This is a genomic window from uncultured Campylobacter sp., assembly GCF_938002845.1.
GTDB lineage: Bacteria > Campylobacterota > Campylobacteria > Campylobacterales > Campylobacteraceae > Campylobacter_B.
Genome location: NZ_CALKZP010000048.1, coordinates 40,789 through 57,123 on the forward strand (window position 1 = coordinate 40,789; position 16,335 = coordinate 57,123).

18 protein-coding genes are annotated in these 16,335 nt (G+C 48.1%); 4 read left to right on the forward strand and 14 right to left on the reverse strand.

Annotated features, from left to right (window positions below; genetic code table 11):
• The 7 genes from rplQ to infA all read right to left on the reverse strand — a co-directional run bounded on the left by rplQ (position 1) and on the right by infA (position 3,319).
• On the reverse strand, positions 1 to 357 hold the full coding sequence (gene rplQ / locus Q0224_RS07410) for a 50S ribosomal protein L17 (protein WP_297950227.1): 357 nt from the start codon (positions 355 to 357) through the stop codon (positions 1 to 3).
• Positions 358 to 1,383 carry a DNA-directed RNA polymerase subunit alpha gene (locus Q0224_RS07415; protein ID WP_177387178.1) on the reverse strand — a complete coding sequence of 342 codons (1,026 nt, stop codon included), beginning with the start codon at positions 1,381 to 1,383 and terminating at the stop codon, positions 358 to 360. It abuts the gene before it with no gap.
• Between the two features lie 11 nt (positions 1,384 to 1,394).
• On the reverse strand, positions 1,395 to 2,021 hold the full coding sequence (rpsD, locus tag Q0224_RS07420) for a 30S ribosomal protein S4 (RefSeq protein WP_005869858.1): 627 nt from the start codon (positions 2,019 to 2,021) through the stop codon (positions 1,395 to 1,397).
• 18 nt (positions 2,022 to 2,039) lie between these two features.
• Positions 2,040 to 2,432, reverse strand: a complete 393-nt coding sequence (gene rpsK / locus Q0224_RS07425; RefSeq protein WP_177387174.1) for a 30S ribosomal protein S11 — start codon at positions 2,430 to 2,432, stop codon at positions 2,040 to 2,042.
• 10 nt (positions 2,433 to 2,442) lie between these two features.
• Positions 2,443 to 2,811 carry a 30S ribosomal protein S13 gene (rpsM, locus tag Q0224_RS07430; RefSeq protein ID WP_005869856.1) on the reverse strand — a complete coding sequence of 123 codons (369 nt, stop codon included), beginning with the start codon at positions 2,809 to 2,811 and terminating at the stop codon, positions 2,443 to 2,445.
• Positions 2,812 to 2,814: 3 nt separating this feature from the next.
• A complete protein-coding gene (gene rpmJ / locus Q0224_RS07435) occupies positions 2,815 to 2,928 on the reverse strand; it encodes a 50S ribosomal protein L36 (protein ID WP_005869855.1) in 114 nt (37 codons plus the stop codon).
• Between the two features lie 172 nt (positions 2,929 to 3,100).
• The gene (gene infA, locus Q0224_RS07440; protein ID WP_005869854.1) at positions 3,101 to 3,319 is read right to left on the reverse strand and encodes a translation initiation factor IF-1; all 219 of its coding nucleotides are present in this window, start codon (positions 3,317 to 3,319) and stop codon (positions 3,101 to 3,103) included.
• Positions 3,320 to 3,507: 188 nt separating this feature from the next.
• On the opposite strand from infA, the gene Q0224_RS07445 reads away from it, so the two are divergent.
• Both Q0224_RS07445 and Q0224_RS07450 read left to right on the forward strand, forming a co-directional pair.
• Entirely contained in the window at positions 3,508 to 4,380 is an 873-nt protein-coding gene (locus tag Q0224_RS07445) for a neutral zinc metallopeptidase (protein ID WP_297950228.1), read from the forward strand.
• Positions 4,381 to 4,595: 215 nt separating this feature from the next.
• Entirely contained in the window at positions 4,596 to 5,024 is a 429-nt protein-coding gene (locus Q0224_RS07450; protein ID WP_297950229.1) for a VOC family protein, read from the forward strand.
• A gap of 712 nt (positions 5,025 to 5,736) precedes the next feature.
• Here Q0224_RS07450 and bcp read toward each other — a convergent pair.
• On the reverse strand, positions 5,737 to 6,264 hold the full coding sequence (bcp, locus tag Q0224_RS07455; RefSeq protein ID WP_297950230.1) for a thioredoxin-dependent thiol peroxidase: 528 nt from the start codon (positions 6,262 to 6,264) through the stop codon (positions 5,737 to 5,739).
• Positions 6,265 to 6,629: 365 nt separating this feature from the next.
• Here bcp and Q0224_RS07460 point away from each other — a divergent pair, with 365 nt between their 5' ends.
• Positions 6,630 to 7,178, forward strand: coding sequence for an NAD(P)H-dependent oxidoreductase (locus Q0224_RS07460; RefSeq protein WP_297950231.1), 549 nt, complete (start codon positions 6,630 to 6,632; stop codon positions 7,176 to 7,178).
• Positions 7,179 to 8,060: 882 nt separating this feature from the next.
• Here Q0224_RS07460 and Q0224_RS07465 read toward each other — a convergent pair.
• The 6 genes from Q0224_RS07465 to Q0224_RS07490 form a co-directional block, all read right to left on the reverse strand.
• Positions 8,061 to 8,486 (reverse strand): TOBE domain-containing protein, encoded by a 426-nt coding sequence (locus Q0224_RS07465; RefSeq protein WP_297950233.1) that lies wholly within the window; start codon positions 8,484 to 8,486, stop codon positions 8,061 to 8,063.
• A 474-nt stretch (positions 8,487 to 8,960) separates the two neighbouring features.
• Positions 8,961 to 9,317 carry a DUF488 domain-containing protein gene (locus Q0224_RS07470; RefSeq protein ID WP_297950234.1) on the reverse strand — a complete coding sequence of 119 codons (357 nt, stop codon included), beginning with the start codon at positions 9,315 to 9,317 and terminating at the stop codon, positions 8,961 to 8,963.
• A gap of 20 nt (positions 9,318 to 9,337) precedes the next feature.
• Positions 9,338 to 10,684: an amidophosphoribosyltransferase gene (purF, locus tag Q0224_RS07475; RefSeq protein WP_297950237.1), complete on the reverse strand. Its 1,347-nt coding sequence runs from the start codon at positions 10,682 to 10,684 to the stop codon at positions 9,338 to 9,340.
• 73 nt (positions 10,685 to 10,757) lie between these two features.
• Complete coding sequence (locus Q0224_RS07480; protein ID WP_297950239.1) at positions 10,758 to 10,928, reverse strand: nucleotidyltransferase domain-containing protein; 171 nt, start codon at positions 10,926 to 10,928, stop codon at positions 10,758 to 10,760.
• A gap of 29 nt (positions 10,929 to 10,957) precedes the next feature.
• Positions 10,958 to 11,719 (reverse strand): 4-hydroxy-tetrahydrodipicolinate reductase, encoded by a 762-nt coding sequence (dapB, locus tag Q0224_RS07485; protein ID WP_297950240.1) that lies wholly within the window; start codon positions 11,717 to 11,719, stop codon positions 10,958 to 10,960.
• 50 nt (positions 11,720 to 11,769) lie between these two features.
• Positions 11,770 to 15,132, reverse strand: coding sequence for a DUF748 domain-containing protein (locus Q0224_RS07490; RefSeq protein WP_297950243.1), 3,363 nt, complete (start codon positions 15,130 to 15,132; stop codon positions 11,770 to 11,772).
• Between the two features lie 65 nt (positions 15,133 to 15,197).
• Between Q0224_RS07490 and Q0224_RS07495 the strand changes: the two genes are divergently transcribed.
• The gene (locus tag Q0224_RS07495) at positions 15,198 to 16,331 is read left to right on the forward strand and encodes an epoxyqueuosine reductase QueH (RefSeq protein ID WP_297950245.1); all 1,134 of its coding nucleotides are present in this window, start codon (positions 15,198 to 15,200) and stop codon (positions 16,329 to 16,331) included.
• Positions 16,332 to 16,335: the final 4 nt, after the last annotated feature.

Below are 16,335 nucleotides of genomic sequence, written 5' to 3' on the forward strand. Positions count from 1 at the left end.
TTATTTGCTGATTAGCTCGATATAAGCCATCTCTGCGGCATCGCCCTTGCGAAGGCGGGTTTTGATGATGCGAGTGTAGCCGCCGTTTACGCCTACGTATTTTGAAGCGATCTCGGTGACTAGTTTATTTGTCGCAGCCTTATCCTGAAGCGCCGCGAAAACAAATCTATGCGCCTCGCTGTCGCCTTTTCGCGCGCGAGTGATCAGCTTCTCGGCATAGCTTCTTAGCTCTTTTGCCTTAGGAAGTGTGGTTTCGATCTTGCCGCTAGTAACTAAAGCGATGGTTAAATTTTTAAGCAGGGCGGCACGGTGAGACGAAGTACGCCCTAGCTTTCTATATCCGTGATTATGTCTCATTTATTGTCCTTCATTCTTTTGTCTTTGAGCCTTCAGCTCGTCAAGCTTGCGTTTTAGCTGCTCTTTTTTATCGCCGAGCTCTTGGTTGCCGATAGGATAACCGATCTCCTCCATAACGGCCTTGATCTCCTCGAGCGATTTTTTGCCTAAATTCTTAAGGTCTTTAAGCTCACTCTCTTCCATAATCGCTAGCTCGCCGATAAATCTAATATCGGCGCGATCCAGGCAGTTAAAGCTTCGCGCGCTTAAGCTTAGATTGCTAACGCTCTCAAAAAGCTTTGCAAACTCGGAATTTGCAGGGATCGCTCTACCGAAAGTATCTGCTGCGCTGATGTTTACGATGCCTTTGAAAACCGCCAGCTGCTGATACATCGCTTCAAGCGCATTTTTAAACGCATCTATCGCGCTGATCTGACCGTCGGTAGTGATCGTAAAGACTACCTTTTCGTAGTCGGGATTATCCTCTACGAATACGTTTTCGATATCGTAAACGGCCTTGGTTACCGGGGTAAAAAACGCATCCAACGCGATAAAATCAGCGTCTAAATTTTCTCTGATCTCTTCGCTTGGGACGTAGCCGATACCCTTTTCGATGATGAGCGTAAATTTAAGATCGGCATCCTCGTTTATCGTAGCTAGATAAGCGCTTGGATTTACGATCTCTACGGCGTCGTTGTTTAGGTCGCTGCCGTAAATTTCTTTAGGTCCTTTGAAGCTGTATTCTACGACCTCGCGTAGGGAATCGCCCTTGATTTTAAACCTTAAGCCCTTTAAATTTATGATAAAAGCCGCCATATCCTCGAGCATGCCGCGCATGCTGTCGAATTCGTGGCTTACGCCTTCGATTTTAACCGCAGTCGGCGCGAAACCGACCGTGCTCGTATAAAGTAACCTTCGTAAAGGATGAGCTAGAGTGACGGCATATCCCGTTTCAAAGGGATATGCTATGATTTTAGCAACATTTTCGCTGACATTCTCAACCTTTATTTCAGTTGGCATATGAGCTGATGTTGTGATTTTTCTCATATTAGCACCTACTATTTCGAGTAAAGCTCTACGATAAATCTTTCCTCTACAGGAATAACAACTTCTTCTCTCTCCGGAACTCTAGAAAAAATTCCGTATCTTTTCTCTTTTTCTACGTCGACCCACGCTACGATGCCGGTCTGTGCAGTAAGATCCAGCGCTCTTGAAATTTGCGGGTTATTTTTGCTCTTCTCGATCACTTCGATCTTTTGTCCTGCGCGAACGCTGTATGAAGGGATATCGACGCGCTTGCCGTCTACCAAGATATGTCCGTGCGTAACGAGCTGGCGCGCAAATCGTCTAGTCGTAGCAAAGCCCATGCGGTAAACGACATTATCTAGCCTCTGCTCTAAAAGCTGAACCAAAATCGCTCCGGTGTTACCCTCTCTGCGAGCCGCTTCGGCAAATAGCCTGCGGAACTGCTTCTCGCTTACGCCGTACATAAATTTAGCCTTTTGTTTCTCGCGAAGCTGTGAGCCGTATTCGCTTAGTTTGGCGCGTCTTTGTCCGTGCTGACCCGGAGCATAAGGGCGTTTTAAAAGCGCGCTCTTGCCCGCAAGCCTTCTTTCGCCTTTCATAAATAGATCGACGCCGAGTCTTCTTTCTAATTTTTCAACCGGTCCTGTATATCTAGCCATAAATTTCTCCTTTTATAATTACACGCGACGTCGTTTAGGCGGTCTGCAACCGTTGTGCGCAAGAGGAGTGATATCTTTGAAATACGTAACTTTAATCCCTTCTACGCTACCTACGCTTTTAACGGCGGTCTCGCGTCCGCTTCCCGGACCCTGAACCTTGACGCCTACCTCTTTGATGCCGTGCTCTTTGGCTTTGTTTAGCGCGTCCTCGACGGCTTGCTGCGCCGCATAAGGGGTGGATTTTTTGCTGCCTTTAAAATTTAAAGCGCCCGCACTGCTCCACGCGATCGCGTTGCCCATCTCATCCGTTACGGTTATCATAGTGTTGTTAAACGTAGCGGAGATGTAAACTATGCCTTTGGCGATATTTTTTCTGACGGTTTTTTTCTTAACTACTTTTTTTTGTGCCATATCTCAATCCTTATTTAGCTGCCGCGCCGACGGTTTTGCGTTTGCCTTTTCTGGTTCTAGCGTTCGTTTTTGTTTTTTGACCGCGAACAGGAAGGCCCTTTCTGTGTCTTAAGCCGCGATAGCCGCCCAAGTCCATAAGCGCTTTTATATCCATAGCCACTTGTTTGCGAAGATCGCCTTCGACCATATAGTGCTCTTGGATCTCTTTTCTGATAGCGGCGGCTTCATCTTCGCTCAGATCGGCGACTCTTTTATCGTAAGAAATTCCTGCCGCATCGAGAATTTTTCTCGACGTAAATAAACCTATACCGTAGATATAAGTTAGTCCGTATTCAATCCTTTTTTTCTTTGGTAGATCTACACCTGCGATACGAGCCATAACTTATCCTTGTCTTTGTTTATGTTTTGGATTTTCACAAATAACGTGAACAACACCTTTGCGCTTGACAATTTTGCATTTGTCGCACATTTTCTTGACGGATGGACGAACTTTCATTCCACTCTCCTAAAATTTTCTCCACTTTAAATGCAAACTGCACCTAGGTTTAATGAAATTTCAAAAGCGAAAGTATCAAACCAACTGTTTTCAAAATAGTGGGGATTTTGAAAACACTTCTTCCTACAGTTTAGTCGCAAAATCGCGAGTATATCTAAATTTAACTTTATCCTTACTTATAGCGGTAGGTGATCCTGCCTTTATCGAGGCTGTAAGGGGTCAGCTCGACTTTTACGCGATCGCCGGGCATTATCTTGATGTAGTGCATCCGCATCTTGCCAGCGATATGACATAAAATCACGTGTTTGTTATCGAGCTCGACCTTAAAAGTCGCGTTCGGCAGCGCTTCTATGACGTTGCCGTCGATCTCTATTACGTCGTCTTTTGCCACAAATTCTCCTTTCTTTTAAATTTAAAAAGGGCGATTATATAGAATTTAAAATTTTAAACAGCTTAAAAGAAATTTAAAATAAGCAAAATTTCAGATTTATTTCGCTACGCGCGAAGTATTTTACAAAAGCAAGGCGGCGCTCTTTTTAAAATTTTAGTATAATGGCTCAAAAATTTTAAAGGAAAAACATGAAATGGCAAGATGGCAGGCGAAGCTCAAACGTGGAGGATGACCGCGCAAGCAGCATGCGCACGAGCTCCAGCTCGCTTGGGATGCTGATCCCGATCATCAGGTTTTTGCTCGGCTCAAAGATCGGGCGCATAGTGCTTGTAATCGGCGTGGTGGCGTATTTTATGGGTTACAACCCTTTGGCGCTTTTAGACGGGGGCGCTAGCACGCAGAGAGAGCCGACGGACAGCCCGCAGGAGCAAGAAAAGCTCGCCTTCGTCTCGGCGGTGCTAGCCCAAACCGAGGACGTTTGGGGCGAGATATTTAAAAGCGTGGGCGCGCACTACGAGGAGCCCGGACTTCGGCTCTTCCGCGATCAGATCGCAAGCGGCTGCGGCTTTGCAAGCGCGCAGACGGGACCTTTTTATTGTCCGAGAGACCATAAAATTTATCTCGATCTCGGCTTTTTTGACGAGCTTGCAAACAAATACAAAGCGGGCGGAGACTTCGCGCAGGCCTATGTCATCGCGCACGAAGTGGGGCATCACGTTCAAAATTTAATCGGCACGCTAGAGCAGATCAATGCTCTTAAAAGGCGTGCTCGCAGCGAAGCTGAGCAAAACGCGCTTCAGGTCAAAGTCGAGCTGCAAGCGGACTGCTATGCTGGGGTCTGGGCGCATTATCTCGCAAAAACAGGGCGCGTGCTGGAGGCGGGCGACATCGACGAGGCGCTAAATGCCGCCAGCGCGATCGGCGACGATACGCTGCAGCGCAAATTTAGCGGTCGCGTCGTGCCCGATTCCTTCACGCACGGCACCTCGGCGCAGCGCAAAGAGTGGTTTAAAAAGGGCTTAGCAGGCGGAAACCTAAAGGCTTGCTCGTTTGAGCCGTAAAGCGCGGACTTTGAGCTAGCTTGCGGGCTAGATAAAGGCGGCTTAAATTTTAAAATTTAACGCCGAGCTTGGAAGCGAAATTTTAAAATTTTAATGGTCGGCGATTAAAAAGTTCGGACGGCGCGCTCGGCTAGCGCGACGACGGCTTGTTTGAGCGCAGGCTTGGCTATGGCATAAGAAACCAAAATAGATACGTTAAATTTATGGAGGCAAAAATGAACAAAATAACCTGCATCTGCCTAGACGTGCGAAGCATGCAAAGGGCGCTGAAATTTTATCGCGACGGCCTAGGTTACGAGACGGATTGCAAAGAGGACAACCCGCCCGTGTGTTTTTTCAATACGCCGGGGAGCAAATTTGAGCTCTACCCGCTAGACGCGCTGGCGCGAGATACCAGCGAAAACGATCCGCCGAAGGGTAGCGGATTTGGCGGCATCACGCTAGCCTACAACGTAAAAAACAAAGAGGACGTAGCTAGCGTCATAGAGCTAGTAAAAAAAGCGGGCGGAACCATCGTCAAGGAGCCTCAAGATACGTTTTGGGGCGTATACCACGCGTATTTTGCCGATCCGGACGGATACTACTGGGAGGTGACTTGGGGGCCCGGTTTTAAATTTGACGAGGACGGGTTGCTCAAATTTTAGATCAAAATTTTTGCGGATGAGGCTTGTTCGGAGGGCCGAAGCCTTTGGCCTAAGCGTGTAAAATTTTAAACTTAAAATTTTATTGCAAATCATCGGGCGGAGCTTTTGTAGCTCGTATAATTTGCGGCGCCGTTTTTTTCGCGCTTTTCTCTAAACATCAAGCGAAATTTTACTCTCCGATATTATCCGCGGCGTAGATTTTGTGTGAGGCTAAAATTTGTGTCCTGCACCGCGTACCTCGCTGCACTGCTTTACCTCCGCTCAGCAGCCTTATCAGCATCGCATGCCGCTACACAAAGCAAGAAAGCGGATATTTCGCGGCGCTTTTGTCCGTGAGCGCGGCGAGGAAAAAGCGATAAGCTCCTAGAAGCTTTGCGCGGCGGTCTCTTTCAAAAACCGTTTGTTTATGACCGAATTCTTAATGTCGGAGTGAGCTAGAATGATTAAATTTTTCATATTTTTCCTTTAAAATTTTATTTTTGGGCGATAAATTTCGCCGCTAAAATCGCAGATAGAGCTCCGCTTTGAAATTTTATTTTCAAATTAGCGGCGGAATTCTAAGGCAAAATTTTAAGACCGAATTTTAATGCCGAAGCTTCGGCGCTTAAATTTGACGCCGAATTCCATAGCGAATTTCAGTGCATAAATTTTATAATTAAAGCTTAGCGCCCAAATACGCCGGAGCTCTATTTCAAAACACTAGTTTGGCGCTTTATTTCCCCACAGCTAGCAGATCCGCGAGTACCTTTGCGGCGTGATCCTTTGCCTTGACGCTTTTATAGACCTTTAAAATTTTGCCGTCCGCGCCGATCAGAAAGGTCGAGCGCACGATGCCCAGATACTCGCGCCCGTAGTTTTTGCGCACCTGCCACGCGCCGTATAGCTTGGCTACCTCGTGCTGCAGATCGCTCAGCAGGATGTGCTTTAGGCTTTGCTTGGCGATGAAGCCCGCGTGGGATTTGGCGCTGTCGGGGCTGATGCCTACGATCACGCAGTCTGCGGCGATGAAATCATCGTACGCGGCGCTAAATTCGCACGCTTCGGTCGTGCAGCCGGGGGTGTTATCCTTGGGGTAAAAATACAGCGCGACCCTCTTGCCCGCGAAGTCCTTTAGCGCGACGCTCGCTCCGTCGGCGTTTTGCAGCGTAAAAGCGGGCGCTACGTCTCCAGCTTGCAGCGTGATTTTGCGCTCGCGATCCTCTGCGCTAAACTCGTCTTCGATCTGTGTTTTTCTCTGCATATCGTGTCCTTTTTTTGAAATTTTCGGGCTCGTAGCCCAAATCGCGGCTAAATTTTAATCTTTTTTCATAAATTTATCCTTGCTTGGACGAAATTTTGTCCTGCACCGCAGCTGCACGCGATCGGGTGGATCGCAAGCGAGATCGTTCCAGACAAGAGCGGGCTAGGGGCTTGCTTTGCGGCACGCGTAAAAACATTTTGTTGCACATGCCTTGAGGTAGTATGGTACGAGAGCGCCTCGTATCTATCGTGCCACGCAAATCCAGGTTCCTCACAAGCAAAATAACGCTCGTTTTCACAACCCTTCTTAATCTACTTTTAGCTTTTTAACGATATGATTCTACAAATTTTAACAAAGGATACAACATGAAAACGCTCGTGATCTTATCGCATCCCAATTTCGCCGCCTCGCGCGTGAACAAAGCCCTATCGCAGGTCGCAAAGGGCGCTGCCGGCGTAGAGGTGCGCCATTTGGAAGGGCTTTACGGCACCGATACTGCGCGCATTGACGCCCGCGCAGAGCAAGACGCGCTATTGGGCGCTGAGCGCATCGTATTTTTGTACCCGATGTACTGGCTAAACGTGCCGCCTATGCTAAAAGCCTATATCGACATCGTCTTTTCGCACGAGCTGGTGGGCTCCGGCGCGCTTAAGGGCAAGGTCCTGCAGCTTGCGCTAAGTGCTAGTACGCCGCTTAGCGAGTACTCCAAACAGGGCGCGATCGGCTTTAGCATGGACGAAATTTTAACGCCGCTTAAGATCGCGGCAAACTACTGCGGGATGGACTTTGCCGTGCCGTTTATCAGTAGTGGGTTTGAGCCCGGCGAGTTTGGCGGCGATGCCGTAGATGCCGCAGCCGCACGCTTTGGCAAACTTTTACGAGGCGAACTAAGCTCCGACGAGTATCAAATTTAGCAAAGCAAATGCCCGCTACCCGCGGCGATGAGCTGAAATTTTACAAGAGTGATTTTATTCGCGGAATCTACGCCTTTTAACGAGCCGATCGACAAAAGCTTAAAGTGAATCAAAACACGCTATGGACTGTTGCGACTAACTAATACGTGTATGCACTCGTTGTAGCCAGTGTTGATTGCTTAACAAGGTATAAGCGTATTTAAACACGCGCATCGGCTAGCTAATGTTGTCATCTATGGAGGCACGAATGGCGTTCGGCTCGAAGCCATCGGCGTAAAACTCATCGTGTCTTATTTGCGCAATAGTGGTTAAATTTCGTAGCAAGCGGCAAAGTAGGGGGGTGACGTGATCTTTGGATCAGGTCTGGGTTTTGCGAAGCAGTCTATGTCGCGCTTGGAGAGTTTAAATTTTAAAATTTACCGCATCGCGTAGTATTTTGCAAAACATCGCACCGCCACCGCGAAAAGATATGCTGAGCCTGCCGCTGTAAAAGTGTGGTGATCGGTCATTACCGAGCAAAGTAGCGTAGCGAGTGCGCAAATAAAGTCGTTATAACCTAGCGAGGTAGGGCAAGGGCGGGTCTGCATTTCATAAATATATCGCGCGTGGGCTTACCTGCTGCATAGATGCAAAGCCTGCGCAAAATTCGCACTGCGGTAAAATAGGGTAAGACCGCTCTTGGTGTGATTGGGGCTGGATGTCGCGCGGGGTGCATCTGCGCGCATGAGAGAAAAGAGCACTTATAGCGCGATTTGAGTTGCTACGAAATTTGATTTATCAAAAGAGATTTTTGAAGAAGGAGCAGAATTTATAAAATTTTGCTCCTTGATTTTGTGATGTTTAAAACGCGCGCATCGCTATCGCACGCACCGTTATGCCTGATTATTTCACGCCGACGATGATTTGAGTAGCTTTGATGATTGCGGTTACTTCATCATCTTTTTTAAGAGCTAAATTTTTAACCGATTCGTTTGTGACGGTTGCGCTTAAATTCTCGCCGCCTGCGCTTCTGACGCTGATTTCGGAATTTACCGCGCCCTCTTTAACGGCGGTGATTTTGCCCTTTATTTGGTTGGTCGCGCTTAAGCGTAGATCGTTCTCGCCTTTGGAGATGATGACGCTTGGGGCTTTGAATAAAAATACCGCCTCTTTTCCTGCTTTTAAATCCAAAGTTTTTTCAGAATCAACCGTCACGGTCGCTTTTAGCACGTCGCCGCCTCTGGTTTTAGCTGTGATTAGCGAATTTACCGCACCTGTTTTTACATCGCTTATCACGACATGAAGCTGATTTCTAGCACTGATTGCCATTGTTTCTCCTTGTGAAAAATTACGAGCAATGTTAGCGGTAAATCCTTAAATGAAATTTAAAAGTGCTGCGTGTAAGAAATTAATTTGATTTGTTGCGAATTTATATTAAGCCCACTTTTTAAATTCCTAGCTTGCATTATTAAAAGTAGCGTTAAAAAATAGATGAAATTCTAAATTTGCATATATTAAATCGAGTTATTTTCCTTGAAATTTTATTCGCTTTTTATAAAATTATGCGTTTTTTAAAGCTCTGACGCAAAATTTAGCGTTTGTTTTGCACATCTGCGAAGTGTACATCCGGATAGAAAATTTATCTCAAATCGCGCCCGATAAGGCTTTAAGAGCGCTCCGCTCACGCCTATTCGCTGAATTTTGCGCCTTACACATCGGTTTTTACGAGTGGATTTTGGGCGATCGAGGCGGTTTTACATTTGCTTTAAAATATGGCGAGCAATGCGCTTTGAGCGCAAAATTTTAGTGCACCTTGCTTTGCAAGAAATCGCGCAAAATCATCGCGTGGTTGCACTGCTCGTCCTTTGCGGCGTATAGTAGAGTAACTAGCGGCTCATCTTTGACCGCTTTCAAAAACTCCTCCACGGCGGGATTTTGCGAAAGCTCGGCTAGATAAAGCTCCTTAAAATGGGCGAAATTCTCAGGCTTATGTGCGAAAAGCTTACGTATTTCGGTACTAGGCGTTATATCTTTTGCCCACATATCAAGCTCGAGCGCATCTTTTTTTACGCCGCGCGGCCATAGCCTATCGCAAAGCACGCGAAATCCATCCTCTTTCTCTGCGCTCTCATAGACGCGCTTAATCTTAAATTTTGTCATAGTTTACTCCTTTAAATTCGCTAATCTTTGATAAAATAATCGCCGTCGAAGCTTACGAGCGAGTACTTGCGCTCGCCCCCAAGCGCCTCTACGAGCTCAGGCACGCTAAGAAACGTGAGGCTATCGGCGCCTATAAATTTGCAAATTTCATCCGTGCTCATATTTGCGGCGATCAGCTCGCGCACGCTCGGCGTATCGATGCCGTAGCGCTCGGGATACTTTAGCTCGGGGCTTGCGATGCACATATGCACGCGCGCTGCGCCCGCATGGCGCAGAAGCTCGACAATCTTTTTGCTCGTGGTGCCGCGCACGATGCTGTCATCGATCACCGCGACGCTCTTACCGTGCAGTGCCGCGCCTATCGGATTTAGCTTGAGTTTGACCTTTAAATTTCGCACCTCTTGCGTCGGCTCAATGAAGGTGCGGCCGATGTAGTGGTTGCGCACGATCGCCATCTCAAAAGGGATTTTGCTCTCTTGCGCGAAACCCAGCGCCGCCGGCACGCCGCTATCGGGCACGGGCACGACGAAATCAGCTTTTAAACTCCCGCATTTTCGCGCGAGCGCAGCGCCCAGTTTTTTTCTGACCTCATATACGTTTTTGCCCTCTACGACGCTGTCGGGGCGCGCGAAGTAGATGTATTCAAACGCGCAAATTCTAGCCTCCGCAGCTTTTAAAATTTGAACCGAGCTAAACTCATCCTTGCCCTCTTCGAAGATCACCATCTCGCCGGGTTTTACGTCGCGGACGAACTCGGCTCCTACGAGATCAAACGCGCAAGTCTCGCTCGCGACGATGTAGCCGCCGTCTTTAAGCCTGCCGATGCTGAGCGGACGCACGCCGTAGCGATCGCGCACGGCAAACATCTTCGAGCGGCTCAGGATCAGAAGCGAATACGCGCCCACGCACTGATTCAGAGCTTCGACGATGCGGTCTTTTAGATGCTCCTGCTTGCTACGGGCGATGAGGTGCAGTATATTTTCGGTGTCCATACCGGACTGAAAGATCGCACCCTCGCTTACGAGCTTACGGCGAATTTCGTCTTTGTTGATCAAATTTCCGTTATGAACGATAGAGATCTCCCCAAGAGCGTAATTGCCCGCAACGGGCTGCGCGTCCTTTAGGCTATCTGCACCCGCGGTGCCGTAGCGGTTGTGACCGATCGCGATGTTGCCCTTTAAAATTTCAAAGCTTGCGGGGCTAAAAACCTCCGTCACGAGCCCTGTGGCTTTGATAGTTTTGATATGATGGTTGAAGCTCGAGCTGATACCGCTTGCCTCCTGGCCGCGGTGCTGCATGGCAAAAAGCCCGTAATACGCGGTTTTAGCCGCACCTTCGGAATTTATGACTCCCACGATTGCGCACATTTTCTAACCTCTTAAATTTTATTTTTTAGAAATTTATCTATATTTTGTTTTATCATTGACGGCTTGCCGTCCGTCATGTTGCCGGCGCCTCATCAAATAGATCGGCTGAAATTTTAAACCTCTCGGCGATATTCGCTCCGCCTTTGGCGTAGCTACCAAATAGTCCGACTTTGTAAATTCCAAAGCTTTCAAGCTCGGGCTTTAGCTCGCGCAAAAAATTTAAAATTTCATCTTTGGTTGGCATTTTTTCCTCTTAAATTTAGCCGCAAAGGTCTAGATTCCTAAGCAGTCGTCTATGCCGTAAAGCCCGCTATTTTGGGGCGCTAGCCAAACTGCGGCCCTTATCGCGCCTCTGGCAAAGGTCGCGCGCGAAGTTGCCGTATGATTTAGCTCGATGAACTCGCCCTCGCCGTAAAATCCCACCGTGTGGCGCCCGACTATATCGCCTCCGCGCAGCGACATCACGGCGATCTCGTCCTTGCCGCGCTCGCCGATGAGCCCGTCGCGACCACTTACGCGCACGTCTTTTAAGCTTAGCTCGCGCTCGCTCGCGGCGCTTTCCGCAAGGCTCATCGCCGTGCCGCTCGGGGCGTCTTTTTTGTGGCGGTGGTGCATCTCTAAAATTTCGCAGTCAAAATCGCGCAGGCTCCTACTAGCAAGCGCTACGAGTTTGTTTAGCACCGCAACGCCCAGGCTCATATTCGTAGCGTGTAGTACGGGCATTTTTGCGCTGCATTCGCGCAGTAGCCGCTCGCCCTCATCGCCCAGAGCCGTTGTGCCGATGCAAAGCGGCTTTGGATGCGAAAGCGCAAATTCCATTAAATTTATTGCGCCGTCTCGGATCGTGAAGTCTATCACGACGTCGCAGCCGCTAAAAAGCTCGTCGTAGCTGCTCGTTACGGCGCAGCTGGGCGTATAATCAAGCGGCGCAATCGTGTAGATTACGCTTGCTCGCGCCTGATCGAAATTTTTCAGGCATTCGTAGATCATCGTGCCCATTCTGCCGCTTCCGCCGTGAATTCCTATATTTATCATCGCCGTTCCTTTAAATTTAGTCCGCTTAGTATAGCCAAATTTTGCTTACACTACCTCTCTACGCCGAGATTTAGCGGGATGAAGCTGTTTTGTTTGAGCTCGGCTTCGCTTGGTTTTTTGATCTCTATGCGAGAGGCGCTTACGCCGCGCTGCACGAGTGCCGCTTGCACGGCAGTCGCCCTGGCAAGGGCTAACTCATCAAGACGCGAACGGGTAAATTTCTGCGCTGCTATCAGCTCCTCCATCGCCTCATCGCCGCTAGCTTTGATGCCGTATTTGACCTTAAGCGCCGCTATGGCTTCATCCGTGGAGAGACCTTGTTTATTAGACATCAGCGTGAGGGTATTTTGCAGCGAGCGCCTTTTAAACTCGTGAGTATCGAGCTTTTCGTTATACGCAGAGTTTAGAATGATCTTGAGTTCAGGCTTGGCTTTTGCGACCTTGGCCAAATCATCGATTTTAGAGTTTTCGCTTATTAAAATTTCACTACTTGCCGCCTCAAAATCGATACTTTCGAGCTTTTTCGTATCTACGCCCGCGATCTTTCCCATAAATCTAAACGGACTTAACACGATATCCGAGAGCAGCTTTTTGACCGCACCCCAAACCAGCGCGCCGTAGCTAAATTTCGGATCGCTCAGCGTGCCGCTTAGAGGCAGGCTAATATCGATCTGATCGTCGCTGTCCTTTAGAATCGATACCACTAGACCGATCGGAAGGCTCAGCGCATCCTTGCTCTGCACCTCTTTGCCGAGCTCGAAGCGGTCTAAATTTAGATCATTGCTTGCGTTTAGCTTGCCATCGTCGATTTTGTAGGCAAGTTTTAAATTTAACTTGCCGCCCGCGATTTCATTGCCGATATATTTGGCGGTATAGGGCGATGCGGGCACAAGCGGAATCTCCTTTAAAACGACGTTTATGTCGCTTTTGCGTTTAAAGTCCAGCGGATAGGCGCGCGCCGTGATGCTCGCTAACCCGCTTCCGCTTACGAGCGAGCTAAGCTTGATATCCGCCGCTCGCTTCGGGCTGATCTCGCTGATGCTTGCTTTCATATCGCTGATGCGCAGTTTAAAGGGTGTTGCTAGACTATCATCAGTGAAATTTAAACTTCCGCCGCTAAGCGAGATATTTTTTACGCTCCAGGCAAAGTTTGCCTTGCTTTTTGCGGATCTGCCAGGTGCCGCTTCGGCGGGCTTTACGGCCTGCTTTGCCTGCGAGGCGGGCTTTATTAGCGAAGTTAAATTTAAACGCCTGTCTTTATTTAGCGAGATATTTGCCGCAGGTGAGCCAAGAACGATCTTATTTAATGCGAGAGAGTTTGGGCTCAGCGCTATTTGCGCGACATTCAGCGACGCAAGGGAGAAAATTTTATCCCTGCCCGAGCTTAACGCCAAGCCCTTGCCCGATAGCTTTGCTTCGAGCGAGAATGTGTTTGAAAGCTTCAGCTGCCCTTGCGTAGCGAGCTCGCCCGCGATGGAGCCTGCGATAAATTCTGCCATATATTTGTTAAAAACGCTCAAGTTCGGCGCCTTTAAGCTAAAGTTCACGCCCACGTTAAGCGGCGCGATACTAGCCTTGCCGTCCGCGTTAGCGGTGATCTCGCCCGTGATAAGGCTTGCTTTGATACCGAAAGGCTCGGCGAAATTCGAGCTTAGCCCGCTTAGCGTGGCGCTAAAATCCTTGATCTCGTGCACGTTGTTTTTAACGATAAAGCTCTCGCCGATCTTAGCCTGTGCGCCCGTTACGGAGGCTTCGCCGATCTTAAATTTTAAAGCGGGACTTTTGGAGGGCTTTTTAGAATTTAAATTTGTGCCGCTTGCCGTAGAATTTGCTTCCGCTTGGCTTACGGCACTAGAGCTCGCCGTTTTTTTAAAGCTCGCGTGATTTTTAGAGATCGCGCTTAAAATCGCCAGATCGTTTATGCTTTTGGCGCCGTTAACGCCCACTTCCGAGTTGAAAAACGGCTCGTTTAGTAAAATTTTATCCACGCCCAGATCGAGATCCGCGACGTTAAATTTCACCCCTTGCACGCCGAAGCTTTCAAATCCGCTAAAAATTCCGTTTTTGTTTGCGATTTTGGAGTTTGAAATTTTAGCAAACTCCAGGCTTACGCCGTTTTGCGCGCCCTCTTTGTCGTAGCTAAACGCGCCCAGCTCGGTTGCGGCGACCGAAATTTTATCGCTGCGCGCTAGCGTAATCTGCGTATCCGCGATATTAAAGGCGCTAAAACCCGTATGAAGGGCCGTATCGTTACCTTCGGCGTTAAATTTCAAAAAATTTTCGGTGATTTTAGTGTCGTTTGAGACGACCGAAATTTGCGGGTTTGCAAAGCTTGAACGGTTTAGATCTACGCTTTTTACGGCGGAGTTTAGCCGCAAGTTCGCACCCGTTTTATTAAAATCCAACGCAAAATCTGCGACCCGCGCGCCATCAAAGCCCGTGGAAATTTTAGTTTCGTTCATATCGTATTTTGCGCCTGAAACTAGCACTTGCGGAATCATCACTTTGCCTGAAATTTCATTCGAAACGTCCGTATTTAGGCTAAAGCTCGGGATTTTTAGCGAGCCTAGCGAAATTAAATTTTGATCTTGCAAAATTTCTAGGCTTTGCAGTTCGAGCTTTGAGTTTTCAAGCGCAAATTTTATATTTTCATCGAGGCTCAATCGGTAATTTAGAGTAGCGGAAAGGAAGCCGTTCCTAAACCGCACGCCGCTAGGATCAAGGTATGATAGCCAAAACGGATCGATTTTCAGCCGCGAGATATCTACCTTGCCGTGCAGACGAAGAGGCGCCAGGTCGATGGCTCCATCGAAGCTCAGCGCGTCGTATGTACGCGAAACGGCGCTTAAATCGTGCTCGCCGATCGTTTCGTTCTTTAAATTTAGCCCGTTGATCTCATAATTTAGCTCGGTCGAGATGAGCGAAAACGGCCTTTTTAGGGAGTTATCTACGTAGCCCAGAGAGCCGCGCTCGATCTTAAAATTATTCAGCGTGACGTTGAAGCTGGAGTTTTCATCCTTGTTTTCGCTATTTTGCTCCGAAAGTAGCGGCTCAAAATTGAAAGTGCCGTTTTGCTCGCGCTCGACGTGAAATTTAGGGGATTTAAGATGCAAAATTTCTACCGCGAGAGTCTTTTTAAAAAGCTTCGAAAAACCGATTTTTAAATTTATCTCATCTGCGCTAAACAGCGGCTTAAAGGTGCTAAGTTCGGGGCGCGTAATATTTAACTCGTAGGTAAAGGGGTTAAATTTGGCGTCCTGCACGCTAAAGCTTGCTCTGCCCTCTAAAATTTTAGGCAGCGCTTTTTCGATAAAAAGCGGCACGCCGAAAAAGCCCGCGAGCACGTAAAATAGCGCAAATCCGCCCAAGCCGCAAGCAAACTTACGTCGGTGTTTTATAAAAAATTTTTTCATTTTTCCGCTCATTAATTTTGATAGCGTAAAATTATATCCAAAAATTTCGTGCAAAGGGTTAAATTTTGCTGGTTCACATCTGCTGCTCGGTCGATTGCGATTATTTTTTGCGCCGCCTAAAAGAGCTCACGCAAGAGCCGTTAATAGGCTATTTCTACGATCCAAACATCCACCCCTATGGCGAATATGTTCTTAGAATGCACGATGCAAAGCGGGTTTGCGAGAATTTAGGGATTAAAATTATCCCGGGCGAGTATGATTTTCAGGGCTGGCTAGACGGTGCGCGCGGGCTTGAAAACGAGCCCGAAAAAGGCGCGCGCTGCGAGTTTTGCTTTGATTTTCGCATGCAAAAAACAGCCGAGCTCGCGCTAAGTTTGGGCGAGCGCAAAATCACCACGACGCTTCTTATGAGTCCCAAAAAATCGCACTCTCAGCTGTGCGCCTCATTGCAGCGTATTTGTGAGCGCTGCGGACTGGAATTCATCGCGCCCGATTTTCGCAAAAACGGCGGCACGAACGAGCAGTTTGCGCTTGCGAAAAAAGACGCGCTCTATCATCAAAACTACTGCGGCTGCATCTATGCGCTTACGGCGCAGCGGAATGATCAGCGAAAGGCTGAGCGAAATTCGGGCGGAAGTCTGACGGCGGATTTGAAGCAAAATTTAGCCCAAGGCGCCGAAATTTACGAGCTAATGTCGTCTATCGATCGGCAAATCCTGCCCGCTTCGGTAGAGGAGAAGTTGAAATTTTACAAAAAGCTTTGCTCGCTCGAAAGAAAAGGGGTTAAATTTAGCGTGCTGCGCGATCGGTTTTTAAATTACCGCCTGCTCCGTGCATGGATTAAATTTGACGGGCGTGCAGTGCCCTCGTTTGTGCTGTTTGGCTCGCATTTTACGCGCGAAAACGTGAAGCTTAGCATAGAGCGGAAGTGCGAAATTTTTTGTAGCGATAAGGGGGAGATTAAAATTTTAAACCTGGCGAAATTTAACGAAATTTCAAGATCAAATTTCAAAAGCGTATCTGAGATGCTAAAAAATCCGCCGAGTCTCGCGCGCCAAAATAAAGCTCGCACCGCCCTGTGCGTCGCGGGCTCGCTCTCGCCGATCATCGTCACGGACGAGATAAGAGCCGCCAAAGTTCAAATTTACGGGCTCTCGCGCATATTTTTAGACGTTAGGGAAATTTTAGTAAGAATTTGATAAA

Coding starts and splice junctions, on each gene's coding strand:
- rplQ (WP_297950227.1), bottom strand. CDS start 357: ATGAGACATAATCACGGATATAGAAAGCTAGGGCGTACTTCGTCTCAC.
- Q0224_RS07415 (WP_177387178.1), bottom strand. CDS start 1,383: ATGAGAAAAATCACAACATCAGCTCATATGCCAACTGAAATAAAGGTT.
- rpsD (WP_005869858.1), bottom strand. CDS start 2,021: ATGGCTAGATATACAGGACCGGTTGAAAAATTAGAAAGAAGACTCGGC.
- rpsK (WP_177387174.1), bottom strand. CDS start 2,432: ATGGCACAAAAAAAAGTAGTTAAGAAAAAAACCGTCAGAAAAAATATC.
- rpsM (WP_005869856.1), bottom strand. CDS start 2,811: ATGGCTCGTATCGCAGGTGTAGATCTACCAAAGAAAAAAAGGATTGAA.
- rpmJ (WP_005869855.1), bottom strand. CDS start 2,928: ATGAAAGTTCGTCCATCCGTCAAGAAAATGTGCGACAAATGCAAAATT.
- Q0224_RS07445 (WP_297950228.1), top strand. CDS start 3,508: ATGAAATGGCAAGATGGCAGGCGAAGCTCAAACGTGGAGGATGACCGC.
- Q0224_RS07450 (WP_297950229.1), top strand. CDS start 4,596: ATGAACAAAATAACCTGCATCTGCCTAGACGTGCGAAGCATGCAAAGG.
- bcp (WP_297950230.1), bottom strand. CDS start 6,264: ATGCAGAGAAAAACACAGATCGAAGACGAGTTTAGCGCAGAGGATCGC.
- Q0224_RS07460 (WP_297950231.1), top strand. CDS start 6,630: ATGAAAACGCTCGTGATCTTATCGCATCCCAATTTCGCCGCCTCGCGC.
- Q0224_RS07465 (WP_297950233.1), bottom strand. CDS start 8,486: ATGGCAATCAGTGCTAGAAATCAGCTTCATGTCGTGATAAGCGATGTA.
- Q0224_RS07470 (WP_297950234.1), bottom strand. CDS start 9,317: ATGACAAAATTTAAGATTAAGCGCGTCTATGAGAGCGCAGAGAAAGAG.
- purF (WP_297950237.1), bottom strand. CDS start 10,684: ATGTGCGCAATCGTGGGAGTCATAAATTCCGAAGGTGCGGCTAAAACC.
- Q0224_RS07480 (WP_297950239.1), bottom strand. CDS start 10,928: ATGCCAACCAAAGATGAAATTTTAAATTTTTTGCGCGAGCTAAAGCCC.
- dapB (WP_297950240.1), bottom strand. CDS start 11,719: ATGATAAATATAGGAATTCACGGCGGAAGCGGCAGAATGGGCACGATG.
- Q0224_RS07490 (WP_297950243.1), bottom strand. CDS start 15,132: ATGAAAAAATTTTTTATAAAACACCGACGTAAGTTTGCTTGCGGCTTG.